The organism is Streptomyces laculatispora, assembly GCF_017353455.1.
GTDB classification, from domain to species: Bacteria; Actinomycetota; Actinomycetes; order Streptomycetales; family Streptomycetaceae; genus Streptomyces; species Streptomyces laculatispora.
On the sequence record NZ_JAFMPZ010000244.1, the window covers coordinates 1 to 13,944 of the forward strand.

13 protein-coding genes and 4 pseudogenes are annotated in these 13,944 nt (G+C 68.1%); 12 read left to right on the forward strand and 5 right to left on the reverse strand.

The annotated features are described in order from the left end of the window. A pseudogene (locus J1C73_RS13645) lies at positions 1-196 on the reverse strand (EamA family transporter); the annotation flags it as partial. 158 nt (positions 197-354) lie between these two features. Beyond that, positions 355-1,359 carry an EamA family transporter gene (locus J1C73_RS13650; protein WP_207316598.1) on the reverse strand — a complete coding sequence of 335 codons (1,005 nt, stop codon included), beginning with the start codon at positions 1,357-1,359 and terminating at the stop codon, positions 355-357. Positions 1,360-1,511: 152 nt separating this feature from the next. Between J1C73_RS13650 and J1C73_RS13655 the strand changes: the two are divergent. Continuing rightward, a pseudogene (locus tag J1C73_RS13655) lies at positions 1,512-1,667 on the forward strand (TetR/AcrR family transcriptional regulator); the annotation flags it as partial. Positions 1,668-1,676: 9 nt separating this feature from the next. Here the strand turns inward: J1C73_RS13655 and J1C73_RS13660 are convergent. Next, positions 1,677-2,219: a Clp protease N-terminal domain-containing protein gene (locus tag J1C73_RS13660; protein WP_206432537.1), complete on the reverse strand. Its 543-nt coding sequence runs from the start codon at positions 2,217-2,219 to the stop codon at positions 1,677-1,679. Between the two features lie 240 nt (positions 2,220-2,459). Here J1C73_RS13660 and J1C73_RS13665 point away from each other — a divergent pair, with 240 nt between their 5' ends. Beyond that, a complete protein-coding gene (locus tag J1C73_RS13665) occupies positions 2,460-2,642 on the forward strand; it encodes a hypothetical protein (protein WP_207316600.1) in 183 nt (60 codons plus the stop codon). 91 nt (positions 2,643-2,733) lie between these two features. Next, positions 2,734-3,165, forward strand: a complete 432-nt coding sequence (locus J1C73_RS13670) for a type II toxin-antitoxin system Rv0910 family toxin (RefSeq protein WP_124286908.1) — start codon at positions 2,734-2,736, stop codon at positions 3,163-3,165. A 106-nt stretch (positions 3,166-3,271) separates the two neighbouring features. On the opposite strand, the gene J1C73_RS13675 is transcribed toward J1C73_RS13670, so the two are convergent. Then, complete coding sequence (locus J1C73_RS13675; protein WP_207316601.1) at positions 3,272-3,898, reverse strand: PadR family transcriptional regulator; 627 nt, start codon at positions 3,896-3,898, stop codon at positions 3,272-3,274. A gap of 358 nt (positions 3,899-4,256) precedes the next feature. On the opposite strand from J1C73_RS13675, the pseudogene J1C73_RS13680 reads away from it, so the two are divergent. From J1C73_RS13680 to J1C73_RS13690, 3 genes and pseudogenes are all read left to right on the forward strand, one after another. After that, positions 4,257-4,817, forward strand: a pseudogene (locus J1C73_RS13680) (TnsA-like heteromeric transposase endonuclease subunit); the annotation flags it as partial. A 452-nt stretch (positions 4,818-5,269) separates the two neighbouring features. Then, positions 5,270-6,505 carry a TnsB C-terminal domain-containing protein gene (locus J1C73_RS13685; RefSeq protein WP_207316602.1) on the forward strand — a complete coding sequence of 412 codons (1,236 nt, stop codon included), beginning with the start codon at positions 5,270-5,272 and terminating at the stop codon, positions 6,503-6,505. Continuing rightward, the gene (locus tag J1C73_RS13690; protein ID WP_207316603.1) at positions 6,454-6,969 is read left to right on the forward strand and encodes a Mu transposase C-terminal domain-containing protein; all 516 of its coding nucleotides are present in this window, start codon (positions 6,454-6,456) and stop codon (positions 6,967-6,969) included. The genes J1C73_RS13685 and J1C73_RS13690 overlap by 52 nt, the downstream gene beginning before the upstream one ends. A 133-nt stretch (positions 6,970-7,102) precedes the next feature. Here the strand turns inward: J1C73_RS13690 and J1C73_RS13695 are convergent, their stop codons facing one another. After that, on the reverse strand, positions 7,103-8,479 hold the full coding sequence (locus J1C73_RS13695) for an IS1380 family transposase (RefSeq protein ID WP_207316604.1): 1,377 nt from the start codon (positions 8,477-8,479) through the stop codon (positions 7,103-7,105). A gap of 264 nt (positions 8,480-8,743) precedes the next feature. On the opposite strand from J1C73_RS13695, the gene J1C73_RS13700 reads away from it, so the two are divergent. The 6 genes and pseudogenes from J1C73_RS13700 (at position 8,744) to J1C73_RS13720 (ending at position 13,904) form a co-directional block, all read left to right on the forward strand. Continuing rightward, a complete protein-coding gene (locus J1C73_RS13700; protein ID WP_307797687.1) occupies positions 8,744-9,790 on the forward strand; it encodes a TniB family NTP-binding protein in 1,047 nt (348 codons plus the stop codon). Between the two features lie 89 nt (positions 9,791-9,879). Beyond that, complete coding sequence (locus tag J1C73_RS13705) at positions 9,880-10,677, forward strand: hypothetical protein (RefSeq protein WP_207316605.1); 798 nt, start codon at positions 9,880-9,882, stop codon at positions 10,675-10,677. Continuing rightward, positions 10,677-10,850: pseudogene (locus J1C73_RS35980) on the forward strand (helix-turn-helix domain-containing protein); the annotation flags it as partial. The gene J1C73_RS13705 and the pseudogene J1C73_RS35980, both read left to right, overlap by 1 nt. A gap of 263 nt (positions 10,851-11,113) precedes the next feature. Next, on the forward strand, positions 11,114-11,749 hold the full coding sequence (locus J1C73_RS34825) for an ImmA/IrrE family metallo-endopeptidase (RefSeq protein WP_242644129.1): 636 nt from the start codon (positions 11,114-11,116) through the stop codon (positions 11,747-11,749). A gap of 231 nt (positions 11,750-11,980) precedes the next feature. After that, on the forward strand, positions 11,981-12,358 hold the full coding sequence (locus tag J1C73_RS13715) for a VOC family protein (protein WP_207316607.1): 378 nt from the start codon (positions 11,981-11,983) through the stop codon (positions 12,356-12,358). A gap of 487 nt (positions 12,359-12,845) precedes the next feature. Continuing rightward, positions 12,846-13,904 (forward strand): phosphotransferase family protein, encoded by a 1,059-nt coding sequence (locus tag J1C73_RS13720; protein WP_207316608.1) that lies wholly within the window; start codon positions 12,846-12,848, stop codon positions 13,902-13,904. Positions 13,905-13,944 lie beyond the last annotated feature (40 nt).

The following is a 13,944-nucleotide window of genomic DNA, read 5'->3' on the forward strand; positions in this document are numbered from 1 at the left end:
TGTCGTTCTGGCGCTGCGCGGCGAGCAGGAGTACGAGGCCCCCCGCGCAGCGCCAGAACGACAGCGCGAGAGGACCGAGATCACTGGCCTCGAAGATCAGCGAGGCGGCGGCACCGGCCGTACCCCAGGCCACTCCGGCGATGATCAGATAGCAGAGGCTCCGCCCGGTGGACAGGCCGGAAGCAGGATTCGACACGGGTACTTCTCCAAGGAAGACGGGAAGGTGGTCGCTCGGCTCCGCACGCGGGCAGCGACGAACCGCTCGGGGACTGCCCGAGCCCGGTCTTCGTCAGATGTGGCCGCCCGCGCTAAGCGGCGGGAGGCGGAAGTACGGTCGAATGCATGATCGTCACCCTATGTGGCGGCGCGGCCGGCGGACAACTCCCCCTCGGTCGCGACCGGCTCACCGCCCGGTCCCGAAGCGACGGGGCCGGAGAGCGGCTTCGGTGTCGAGGACTGTGCGATGAAGGCGCCGAACAGCACCAGCGAACCGCCGATGAGCTGCGGGGCGGCCAGATGTTCCCCGAGCAGCACCCAGGCGAGCACGGTCGCGATGACCGCTTCCAGACAGGCGACGACACCCGCGACCGCCGGGGACAGCAGCCGCACCGAGATCACGCCGGTGACGTACGCGATCACGGTGGCGAGCAGCACGATCCAGACGAGCAGCAGCCAGGCGGGCACGTCCGTGCTGTTCATGGCGGTGTCCCCGCCGAGCAGCGACCAGTCCATGCCCCACGGCCGGGCCACCACGGTGAGAACGGCGGCGCCGATCAGCAGCCCGTAGGCGATGACCCCGACCGGGTGCGGCGGTTCGGCGCCCGCCGCCTGCTCGCCACTGCCCTGGGCGGAGAGGACGAAGTAGCCGACCTGGCAGCAGGCGGCGCCGAGTGCGAGCAGCAGACCGACGACGTCGAAGCTCAGCCCGGACCACACCTCGACCACACACGCCAGACCGCCCACGGCCAGGACCACGCCGACGGCGGCCGCCCGGGTCACCGGGCGGCGCTGGACGAAGCGCACCCAGCCGAGGACGAGCGCCGGCGCGAGGTATTCGACCAGCAGCGCGACACCGACCGGGATACGGGAGATCGCCGCGAAGTAGCAGGCCTGGACGCCCGCGACGGCGAGCAGGCCGAATCCCAGCAGCAGCACGGGCCGGCTGCGTACCAGAGCGCGGTGGCGCCAGGCCACGGGCAGCATGACGAGCGCGGCGCCCGCCACCCGGAGCCACACCACATGGAGCGGGTCGAGCCCCGCCTCGATCAGCGGCTTGGCCGCCACTCCGGAACCGCCGAATGCGAAGGCCGAGGCGAGGGCGAGTCCCAGGCCGGCGCTTCTCCCGTGAGACGCGTGCATCGGCACATCATGACAGCTGCCGACAGGAGCGTCATCCTGGTGACACCTGACGCGGGTAACACTCCGATGTCGCTGTCACCCCTGACACGTACGGGCCGGTGGCGTAGGAACGCGGCCCGAGCGGCCCTGCCTGCCGCGAGGACGGTGCGGACAGGGAGCTGCGTGCGGCGCTGATCGTCACCATGTTGCTGGGTGTGACCATCGGCCGTCAGCTGCTCGGGCTCGACGTCTTGCGGGACGCCCCTGCCGAGCGCATCGGCACCCTGCTGCGTCCGGCCATCGCCGCCCTCACGGAGCCGCTGGACTGAGCCCGGCGGTCATCCCCGGCCGGAGGCCTCCACGATCCGGTCCGCGAGCAGCGCCGCGTCCACGCCCGCCCGCTCCAGCACCTCGACGGCCCGGCACTGGCGGTCCGCGGCCAGCGCGGCGAGCAGATCGAGGCCGCCTGCCCGTTCCCGGCCCCGGAGCCGGGCGCGCCGGTGCGCGTCGTCCATCGCAAGGGCAGCGCAGGGCGACCAGCCCTCCACTCCCGCGTCCGGCGCGCCCGACACCACCGGAATCGCTCCGGAGTCCTCGATCGCACCCTGCCAGCGGAGCCCGTAGCCGATACTGCGCTGGACGAGATAGCCGAGCACCCTGGCCAGCTGCGGTCCGCCGGCGAAGGCGGTGCGGACCTCGGGGTCCGACTCGATCAGGGAGTGCAGCAGATGAGCCGTGTCGATCTGCTGGTCGCCGTCGCGGAGCGCGCGCCTGCGCGCACCCGTCACCACGGCGGCCAGCTCCGCGGTGAGCTCGGAATCGGTCTCGGCACGGTGGTTCAGTGCGGGTTGCTGGGGAATCCGCGGTGTCCGGTTCTGCACTCTCCCACCTCATCAGCCCTGACGGGCCGGAACGTCCCCGGAGAGGCCCATTGACGCATCCCACCCGAGTTGGGCACAGAAGCGCGGCTCCTCCTCCTTACGGATGAGATCGCGCCGTTCTGGAATCCGATCCAGGGAATCGGCGCGCGCCGCCTTGCCATGCGCTCCCGGAGCAACCGGAAGCCCGCCCGTACACGTCCCACAGCCCGGAGCGCTGTGGCACCGGAAGGGGTGCCGGAGGTGAGCTGGCTGGTCGCCCTGCCCGCACTGGACGGGCGCGATTACGTCTACCGGGTCCACGCACCCCGCGACGCGCTGCCCGCGGACCTCTTCCGGGCGGCGTTCCACTGCCACGACGACGGGCCGCACCCGCGCGCCTGCGACCGCTTCGACTCGGCGCGGATCTGGCGGACCGGAGAGTGACCCGCAGATCTGACAGTTCATCAGTATTGAATGTTCGGGCCACTGCGGCTACGTTCCGCGACACCGTAACCCGTCGAGAAGGGGTGGCCCCATGGCCGAAGTCAGTGCAGAGGCGCGCATCGAGGCACCGGCCGAGAAGGTCTGGGCCCAGCTGACCGACTTCAGCACGTACGGGGAGTGGAACGCCACCCACACCAGCTTCCCCAAAGGCGGACCGGCCACGCTGGAACTCGCGGGCACCTACGAGGAGAACATGAAGCTCATGGGGTTCCCGGCCGAGGTGACCTGGACGGTCTCCGAGCTGGAGGACGGCCGCCTGCTGACGACCACCGGGAAGGGCCCGATGGGCGTCAACCTGAAGATGCGCTACGCGCTGACACCGGACGGGGACGCCACCACGGTCCGCATCGACGGCGAATTCACGGGGGCAGCGGTCTCCCTGATGGCCGGCAAACTCAAGGACTCGGCCACCGCCGCCCTGATCGAGTCACTGCGCAAACTCGACGGACTCATCGTCGCCTGACAGCGGGCGGCCGGTCCGGCCGCCCGCGCACCGGCATCGAAAAGGCCCCGCGGGACATCCGCGGGGCCCTTCGACGTACAGCTCCTCAGTCTTCGCACCGGCCGACTCAGTGCTCGCCGGCGAGAATGAGATAGAGCTTCTTACGGGCGTCGTTGATGACCGTGAGCGCCTTCTCGCGCTGGTCGGCCGAACCGGTCTTCCAGACCTGGCCGAACGCCTCCATCAGACCGAAACCGGCCTGCCGGACCTCATTGACACCCTCCCAGTCGACGCCGCGGCCGACCTCTTCCCAGGGCGCCTCGGGGCCCGACTCGGCCTCGGTGCGGCCGGCGTCGGTCAGCGTGAACAGCTTCTTGCCGCCCTCGCTGGCGCTGACGATCAGACTCTCGTCCTCCAGGAGCTGAAGGGTCGGGTACACCGAGCCGGGACTGGGCCGCCAGGCCCCGCCGCTGCGCTCGCCGATCTCCTGGATCATTTCGTAGCCGTGCATCGGCCGGTCCTTCAGCAGGGCCAGGATCGAGGCACGTACGTCACCGCGGCGCGCCCTTCCCCGGCCGCCGCCCCGGCCGCGTCCGCCTCCGAAGGGGCCACCGCCGAAGGGTCCGCCGCCGAACGGCGGACCGAACTGCCCGAAGGCCGCCCGGCGCCCCTCGAAGTCACCCCGTCCGTGCTCTCCGGGCCCACAGGGGCCGTGTCCATGTCCGTGTCCGTGCTCATGTCCGTGTGAACGCATCACTGCACTCCTTCTATCGTTGATCTGTCGCGATGCGTCAACGATATATCGGAACCGGTCGCTTGACAAACCCCTTCCCGAGAATGTGGACCTGTGACCTGTCTCAGCTGTCCTGTCCCTCGGTTTCTTGTCGCTGTCCCGGGTGAGGTTGTTCAGTTCACCGTCCGTCCCGGGGCATGTTGCCGCCCGCCGCATGCACCCGGGCTCGGTGTCCCGCCATGTTTTGTCGCTCGCTGCTGTCTGTCCCGCTTCGTTTTCGCTCTCAGCGGCGGTTTGGACGCTGATTCGTTGCTGGCTGGCGGGCTGTGTGGCTTTCTCGTGATCAGGGCTTGTGCGTTCGCTCTGGTGAGGGGGCCGGATGGCTGTCGAGGCGTTCGCCGATGTAGGGCACGGCGTTTTCGAGGTCGAGTACGTCGATGCGGACCGCGTTCGCCGTCGTGAGCCGCTGTCGGCGGTGTGGACGGAAAGGTTCGAGACGCTGCCGCCGGTGCGGAAGGTGCGTGCGTACGGCGGGCAGCAGTCGGTGACCCGGGATTACTGGTCGACGACCATGCGCAGGGCGCTCGCGTGTGAGTCGCGGCTGGAGCGTGATCACGCGATGCTGATGGACTTCGATCCGCAGGTAACGGGGCTGGTGTCGCAGCCGTTCCGACTGTTTTGGCCTACGCGCCGAGGGCGCCTGGGGCACGTTCCGGACTTCTTCTTCCGTCTTGCTGACGGCACCGGGACGGTGGTCGATGTCCGTCCGGATGACCGGATTGAGCTGGACGACGCCGAGGCGTTCGCAGCAACCGAGCGGGTCTGTGAATTGGCTGGCTGGTCGTTTAGGCGGGTGGGGATGATCAGCCCGGTTCTGCTGGCGAACGTGCGCTGGCTACGGGGCTACGGCCATCCCAGGTGTTGGCGGCAGGAGACCGCGGGACGGCTGCTGGAGGCGTCGGCGAGCCGAGGCCGCTGTTCGCCGGGGCGGAGGCGGCCGGGGACCGGGTCGCGGTGCTGCCGGTGCTTTACCACCTGCTCTGGCGAGGGGCGCTGGTTACAGAGGTGGAGTCGCAGGTCATGGGGCCCAACTGCATGGTCCGGCGGTCAGGGACGGGGGTGGAGCCGTGGTGATGCGCAATCCGTTGGTGGTCCGGCCTGGCGACCGGGTGCGGTTCGACGGCACAGTGCAGACGGTGGCCGGGCTGTCGGGCATGTTGGTCCGTCTCGCGGACGAGGCGGGCGGGACGAGCACGATGCATCTGCCGACGCTGATGATGTCGCCCGGCTTCGAGGTGCTCGGCTCCGGCAGCCGGAGGGTGATGCCCACGGGGTTGCTGGACCACGTCCCTCCCGGCCAAGGCCGAGGAAGCCTTGTGGTGGCACCGGCACATGGTCGAGCTGCGGACGGGGCTGCTGCCGGACGCCCCGCAGGGGGCCTTGCCGCGGCCTGAGTACGACCCGGCCACGCGGACGTTGGCCGAGCGCGAGGCGTCCAAGGCCGCCGAGTTGTCGGTGGAGTTGGGTCGGCCGGTCAGCGCGCACACGATGCGCTGGCGGCGACGCCGCCATCAGGAACGGGGCATCGCGGGCATGGTCGACGGGCGGCACGCGCCGCGTCGGCCGGTGCACGGAAAGCTCAGGCCGGAAGTCGTGGACGAGTTGCAGCAGTTGATGAGCCAGGCCACGGGCGGTTCCACCCGGACGGTCAGCTACTACTTCGAGCGTGTCAGCGAGACGGTCAAGGACAAGTACGGCCAGGAGGCGGTGCCGAAGCGGTCGGCGTTTTACCGGCTGTTCCAGCGGCTGGAACGTGGCCGTCACATCACCGGGTCGGCGCGAACGCGCCGGTCCCTGGCGAACCAGCCCGAGGGCGTCTTCGATCAGGTGACGGTCTGCCGACCGGGCGAGTTGATGGAGATCGACTCCACCCCGTTCGACGCGTTGGTACGCCTGGACCGGGGCGTGATCGGCAGGGTCGAGTTGACCGGGCTGGTCGATGTCGCCACGCGCACGGTCACCGCGGCAGTGCTGCGGCCGACGACGAAGTCGGTGGACGCTGCCTTGCTGCTGGCTCGCTCGGTGACGCCGGCGCCGATGCGTCCGGGCTGGACGGAAGCGCTGCGCATGGAGCGGTCGGTGCTGCCCTACCAGCGGTTGCTCGCACTGGACGAGCGGCTGCGGCACGCGGCGGCAGTCCCGCTGATCATTCCCGAGGCAATCGTGGTGGACGGTGGCAAGGCGTTCTTGTCGAAGAACTTCCACATGGCCTGCGACGCGTTCGGCACCGAGGTGATCCATGCGCCGCCCAGGACGCCGACGCACAAGCCGCACATCGAACGCACGCTGGGGTCGGTATCCACTATGTTCGCGCAATTCGTCTCGGGGTACACCGGCCGTTCGGCCGAGCACCGCGGGCGCCGGGTCGAAGACGAGCCGCTATGGTCACTGCCGCAGTTGCAGGAATGCTGGAGGAGTGGATCACCGCCAAGTGGCAGAACCGGCCGCATGACGGCTTGCGAGACCCGCTGGCCCCGGGACGGACGTTCTCGCCGAACGAGAAGTACGCCGCGCTCGTGGAGACGGCCGGCTACCTGCCGCTGGCGCTGTCGACCGAGGACTACCTGAAGTTGCTGCCGACACGCTGGCAGGCGGTCAACTCCTACGGAATCAAGATCAAGCACCGGCTCTACGACTGCGACGGGCTCAACACGCTGCGGCGGGAGAGGTCCGGGCTGACCGATCACAAGGACCGGTGGGAAGTACGTCACGACCCTTACGACGTCCGTGTGGTCTGGCTTCACGATCACCGCGAGGACACGTGGATCACGGTCCCCTGGCGGCTGTTGTCTTCCCAGCCGGTCCCGTTCGGGGAAATGGCCTGGGACCACTCCTCCAGAGACCTGCGCGAAAAGCAGAGCGCCACAGTGACCGAGGAGGCGATCTCCGAGGCGGTGGGGGATCTGCTGGAACGGGCGGGCACCGGCCCCGTCGAGGAGAACGAGGCCCCGCCAGTTCGCAATCGGCCCCGCAGCCGACGCTCCGAGCGGGCAGCCGCCCGCACCCGCGCCACTAGCCTCGAAGTTTCATGACGGTCCGCCGACGGAGTCGGTGGACCGTTTTCGTGCAGTGGGCAGGTTGAGGGCCCGAGTGTCGTCTCGGGGAGGCGCCGGGTTCCACTGCTCCGGTGTCGGGCTGCTGTCGTAGGGACGGGGAAGTTGCTGGTCAGCCGGGGTTCGGCAGGAGTGCGAGCTGGTCGAGTGCGGCGGTGATGTGGCCGGTCCAAGGCCAGTGCCCGGCCAGGCGGAGGATCCGTCTGCGGCTGGTGGTGACGAGCTGTCCGGCCGCGGTGAACAGACGGAGCCGCAGGCGGCGGGGTTCCCAGAGGCGGGCCTTGCCGGTCAGTGCGAGCATCGGCATCCAGGCCAGCAGGTCGAGGGCGATCTGCACGATCTCCAGCCAGATCCGGTTCTGGGCGGTGCGGTGCAGGGGCAGGTTGCGCAGGCCGGTGGCGCGGGCGTTTCGGATCCGGTCCTCGGCCCGGGCCCGCAGTCGGTGACGGAGCTCGAGTTCGGCGATCGGCCGGCCCGAGGTGTTGGTGGCGAAGCACGTCAGCCGCATGCCGTCCGCATCGGTGAGCCGCAACTGGGCCCCGGGGTGGGGCCGTTCCTTCCTGACGACCAGCCGCATGCCCTTGGGCCAGCCGTCCTGGACGTCGCCGGTGAGTTCGGCGACCCAGGCGCCGTCGCGGATCTCGCCGTCCGTCTCGACGGCCGGCGTCCAGGCCGATGCCGGAACCTTCAGCACGTGCTGGTGGACCTGCTCGGTGATCACCATGCCGACCGAGTAGGACAGCCACCGTCCTCGCCGGGCGAGCCAGGCGACGAAGTCGTGGGTGCCGCCCGCGGAGTCGGTGCGGATCAGGGTCCGGCGCCCGCGCCGGTACTTCTTCGGCAGCTGGGCCAGGGCCAGTTGGGTGGCGGTGATGTGGTCGGCCGCCGTGTTCGAGCCTGCGTTGCCCGGTCTGAGCAGGGCCGCGACCGGTTCACCGGTGCCGCCTGGTCCGTGGTCGACGAACCCCATCAGCGGGTGGTGACCGTAGGTCCGCTTCCACGTGGGTGCGGCGTCCTCCTTGTCCGAGTGCGCGATCACCAGCACCCCGTCGAGGTCCACGGTCACCGTCCCGCCCGCATCAGGCGCTTTCCGGTCGGCCAACCGCCAGACCTGCTGGCGGGCGTCAGCCCGCGCGGCACGGATGGCCCGCAGGGCCTTCTCCCCGGAGGCCGCGAGGGTGTCGATGAGGCGGGAGACCGTCGGGTCGGAGGCCACCGGCCCGAACACGGCCGGCTCGGCCCGCAGCATCCCCACGTCGGCCAGGCAGTCCCCGCCCAGCGCGACCGCCAGAGCCACGTCCAGCAGGATCTTGCCCGGATCGTGCACCGCCCGAGCCTTCCGCCACGGCGTCAGCGCCGCTGATATCGCGGTGTCCAAACCGGCCTTGCGGACCGTCTCGACCAGCAGCACGCCCCCGGCCTGCGAGACCACCGCCCGGCCACCGCCCTCGATGCGGACACGCGGGTACGACCCGATACTCTTCTTCACCTGAGAAGTGCCTCCGGCTGGAGCAGGAACAAGGACCTCGACAATCCTCATTCTTGCTGGTCAGAGGCACTTTTCGCTTACCTGACCACCCGTCGGACGGCCCGCTTCATGAAAGCGCGAGGCTAGCCAGTCGGCCTGGCCCCGTCCCGAGACGCCTTCGCCGACGCCCGTACAGGCAGAGCCGGAAACGGAAGAAGACAACGACGGAGCCATCGCTGAGGTTGTGCCATTGCGAGTGTTCGATGCCCGACAGGAGGCCAAAAAGTGGTGGTAAGCACTAAAGACTTCGGTATGCCGGATGACCGGCGGATGCCGACAACCACTCTGGAGAGCTGGCGTCGTTTTGTGAACGACGACCCGCTCTCCTGCACCTTGCTGCCAGAGAGCGACTGGCGGGATTTGTCCGAGCTGGAGCGAGACGAGTACGACGAGTGCCGTGTCAACTACACGTCTGAGCTGATCATCGTGGAGACCCCGACAGTCCGCGAGGTGCTGCATCAGGGCAGGTTGCTGACCTTGGTCAACCGGCGCGAGATCAGTGCCCGCCGCGGCTTGATCGTCTCCGGCCCTTGGGCCACCGGGAAGTCCACTGCCATCAAGCAATTGGGGAGGGCTCATGAACTCCGGGTCCGTCAGCGTTTCCCCGACCACGACCGCATTCCTGTCGTGTATATCTCTGCACCGCCCAACGGCTCTCCGCGCAAACTCGCTGTCCGCTTCGCGCACTTCCTCGGACTGCCGCTCAAGAGTCGACACAACGAGATGGACATCGCCGACGCCGTCTGCGAGATCCTGACCGAGGCGCGGTGCGACCTGGTGGTGGTCGACGAGATCCACAACATCAATCTGGCCACCAGCAGCGGGAAGGATCTGTCCGACCACCTCAAGCACTTTGCCGAGCACATTCCCGCCACGTTCGTCTACGCCGGCATCAACGTCGAACGGGAAGGACTGTTCACCGGCGTGCGTGGCAAGCAGATCGCCGCCCGGTGCGTAATGCAGTACACCGCGAATTTCCCCTACAGCACGGAGTGGCGTTCAATGATCGCCACGATGGAGGACGCCCTCCGCCTACACCTGCACGAGCCCGGCACGCTGGCCAAACTGGCGAAGTACCTCCACTCACGCACCGGAGGCAGCATCAGCAGCCTCTCCCACCTGGTCCGCGCCGCCGCGATCACGGCGATCGCCAACGGCAGCGAACGTCTCACGCGTCGCCTTCTCGAAACCATCGCCGTTGACCACAACATGCAGTCCGACAGTCCTCAGCCCAAACGAGATACAGAAGAGGGGATCGGAGACGCAGCGTGATTTCTGCTCTGCCCACGAGGCACCTGCGGTCCCTGCCCCGCACCCTGGCTCCCCTTCACCGGGAGTGCTGGGACTCCTATCTAAGTCGCTTGGCCACCGCGAACCACATCTCACATCTCTTACTCCACGAACAGCTCGACAATGCCGACTGGATCCCATCGGGAAATCTGTCACTGCTGGACTGCATCAGCGCACTGTCCGGCCAGCCGCGTGAGCGGCTACTCCGGGCCTTGCCAGACCTTCAACCATCCGAGGACGCTCTCAAACCCGCCAGCCTGATACTGGTCCAAGCAGGCTGGACCCCTCAAGAGGCGTGCACTCGTTGCACGAAGGCCAAGGGGGTCGTCATGCCAGTCCGGCACTGGGTCCCGGTCGGCACCAAACTCTGCCTCAAGCACGGGCGCTGGACCGCCGACCGCTCGAAGCAGTTCGATATCGGTTCTCTACCCGATGTGTTGCAGGCCCAGCGCCGCTACCACCGTCTCGTTCTCCGCCACGGATGGAAAGCCGTCGTCCTCGCCATAAGAGAAGCAAGCGGGTTCGGCTGGCGCTGGTGGGAGAACTACGCCGACGAACATCCTTGGCGACACCGTCTGGCAGTGTGCTGCGGTCCGCAGTGGAACGGCTACGAGAACGACCCGAGGATCGTGGCCTGCACCTATCCCGAGACCGTCGCCTTGGCCGAGCTCCTTGCCTCACCCCAACTGCGGGGACTGCCCTTCACCGGCGAGGAAGCGGACATGCAGCGCTTCGTCACCGAAATCCGGATCCGGGCCGCTCCCGGTTACGTCCACGACGACAGCGACCGCCGCCACCCACTCGTGCGCTGGATGCAGCAAGAAGTACATCGTCGGAGCTTTCCCAATCCAATGTCGGCCCCATTTTGATGGCCGTCTTCATACCCGGCCGGCTCCTCCTCGCGCGCCAGCGACGCGCACTGACGCTCAACCAGCTAGCCAGCCTCAGCAAGATCACGAGCACCTCGCTCAACGCCTACGAGAACGAGCGTCAGCAACCCTCCCGGGGCTCGATCTCCTCTCTATCCGCTGCGCTCGGCTTCCCCGTATCGTTCTTCTCTGCCCCAGCGCTCGCCCCCATTCAGCAGGGCTGGGCGAACCTGCGCAGGCCGTCCAAGCTCGCATCCCGCCAGCGCGACGGTGCACTCAGTTCCGCAACGCTGGCCGCGTCGATCAACCCCTGGCTGGAGATCCGATTCCATCTCCCCCAGCCGAATGTCCCCCCCGCCTTCAAGGGGGCAGCCCTGAGGAGGCCGCAGAGGCTGTTCGCACGCATTGGTACCTCGCGGACGCCCCCATCCAGGGCTTGGTCCCGCTCCTCGAAACCAACGGGATCCGCGTCTTCTCACTGCCTCTGGAATTCACGGACGTCGGTTCATTCTCAGCTGTCCACAGCGGCACACCATTCATCTTCCTCACATCTCAGCAGCCCGACGCAGACAACCGGCTCGATGCCGCACGCGCGCTTGGACACCTTGTTCTCCGCCCCTCAACTGGTCAGATCGACTGGCGCGCCTTTGAGACAGAGACCGATAGGTTCGCCGCTGCCTTTCTGATGCCCCGCACGGGGCTCTTGGCCCACATGCTCCGCAACGCAACCCCCGAGAGAATCGCAACGGCCAAAGGCCTCTGGGGTGTCCCCGCCACGGCGCTGGCCCATCGCCTGCATGGGCTGGGCCTGACACAAGAGTGGAACTTCCGCCGAGCTCTCGCCCAGGTCAAACAGACTTCGCTCAGCCGTCAAGATCACGCCACGTCGGAGACAAGCGCTCTACTGCCGAATGTGTTCGAGGCCCTTCAGGCACAAGGGCTCACCCCGCACGATGTCGCCGAGCACCTCTGCCTCCCGATGTGGGAGCTGAACAACTACATGCCCGGATTCGATCTGCTGGCCTTCGCTCCTCCCTCCGCAGGAGCAATTCGCAGCCAATCGGCAACATAGAGCCGGACAGTCCCCCTCCCTCCTGAGCGACAACGTCTTCCCGGACCTCCGAGGTCACGCCGTTCGCTGCATCTTGCGTATTCACAGGTCAACGACACACCGCATCGACAACCTAGAACCGGACGGGACAATGGGACGCGTAGATGCTTGGGCCTGGACAGCGTCAGCGCCACCTCGGGTGCTGCCGGAAAATTGATCGTCAGGGCGGGCCAGGCCGCCTACTGTTCCGCCATGCAGATCGTTGTGACGCTGGACTGTGTCAATACCGAAGCGCAAGCGGCCTTCTGGCTCGCCGCGCTCGCCCCACTGGACTACCGGCGCGGCTTCCACGGACCGCCCTACCTGAGCCTGGTCGCGCCCGCTCCTGCGCCAACCCTTCTCCTACAGCACGTGCCAGAACTCAGGCAGGGCAAGAACCGCATGCACCTTGACCTCGACTTTGGCACAGCAGACTTAGCGTCCGAGGTCAGTCGCCTCGAACGACTCGGCGCTGGGCAGCTCTCCGAAGAACTCAGTGAACACGGCTTTCGCTGGATCGTCGTTGCCGACCCCGAGGGCAACGAGTTCTGCGTATTCAATCCTCCGAACAGCACCAACATTCCGGAATAGTTGCGAGGTCGGGCTGAGCTCCCACCACGGCCTGGGAAGCCGCCTGCGGCGGCTTCCCAGGCCGAAGCTCGTTGATCCGTCGGTGACTCGCCCTTGCCGGGCCGTCTGGACCTCCATCGAAGGTGCCCGCCCCCTCCCAGACACTCACGGACGGAAACCGCCGACAACGAAGGCTGGGACGTCTGCACACGCGTCAACCTGGACGACAACGTCTCCTGGGATTTCGTGAGCTGCCGTGTTCACCGTGATTTGTCTATCCCCTGGTCACCGACGTGCCTGGCGAGAAGCTCGAATGGGACGGGACATCAGCGAAGGTTGATGCGCTCTCAAGCGATCTGCGCTGATCCACCTCCGTCTCGGCGAAGATTGATGCTTGGTGGTTTGTCTCAGTGAAGGTTGGTTGGCTCAGTGCCGGTCGTCTGGGCCGTGCTCGGTGGTCGGCTGCTGGGGCATCCGCGCGTGCGAAGCTACGGCTACGCTCGTCGGCATGCTGAACCGTGTTCCGTTCAACGAGGCGCTGCTCTCCACCGTGGGCACCCCCAAGCTGACCAAACTCCTGGACAGCAGTCCGCGGTCACGGGTGTGGCGGGTGCGGCTGGCCGACCGGCGGCTGGTGATCGTCAAGCAGATCACCGACGGCGGGGACACGGGCGCCGACGCGAACACGCGCTTCGCACGGGAGGTCGCCGGGCTGCGCCTGGCGGGACGGGCCTCCGGGCCCGCCGTGGCCCCCGCGGTGCTCGCCACGGACCTCTCCTCGCGGGTGATGGTCCTCGAGCACTTGGACGACCTCGGCAAGACGGACGACTGGATGCCGGGGTACGCCGAGTCGCTCGCCCGGCTGCACACCCTGACCGGGCCCGCCGATGCGGGCGCGCTACCGGTCTGGTCGGGGCCCACGGCCACCGACGCGGAGTCCTTCCTCACCCTGGCCAGGGCGCTCGACGTGCCCGTACCGTCCACGGTTCCCGATGAACTCGCCGGTCTCCTGGCGCGGTTGGATCCCACCCCGCACCATGCGCTGCTGCACGGCGACCCCTGCCCCGGCAATGATCTGCGCACCGCCGACGGCGTCCGCTTCGTCGACTTCGAGCGGGCCTCGCTCGGCAACGGCCTGATCGAACTCGCCTACTTCCGCATCGGCTTCCCCACCTGCTGGTGTGCCATGTCGGTCACCGCGGCCCCGCTCACGGAGGTCGAGGACGTCTACCGGACCACCTGGCGCGGCCTCACCGGGAAGGACGTGCCGGGTGACCTCGCCGACGCGTGCGCAGGCTGGCTGATCCAGGGCGACGCGCTCGTCGAGCGGGCCCACCGCGGGACGGTCGACCAGTTCGCCCGGGTGCCCGCCGAGGACTTCGAGTGGGGCCGTGTCTCCGCTCGTGAGCGGCTCGTCCACCGCCTGGACGTGGTCGCCGACATGACCCGCGACCACGATCACCTGCACGCCGTCGGCCGCCTCAGCTCCGCCCTGGCCGGCCGCCTGCTCGAACGCTGGCCGAAGCTGCGTCCGCTGCCCACGCATGACGCCCGCCCTTGGTACTAGGGCCTCTCGTTTGGATCATGCCGGGCTCGCGGGTTCCGGC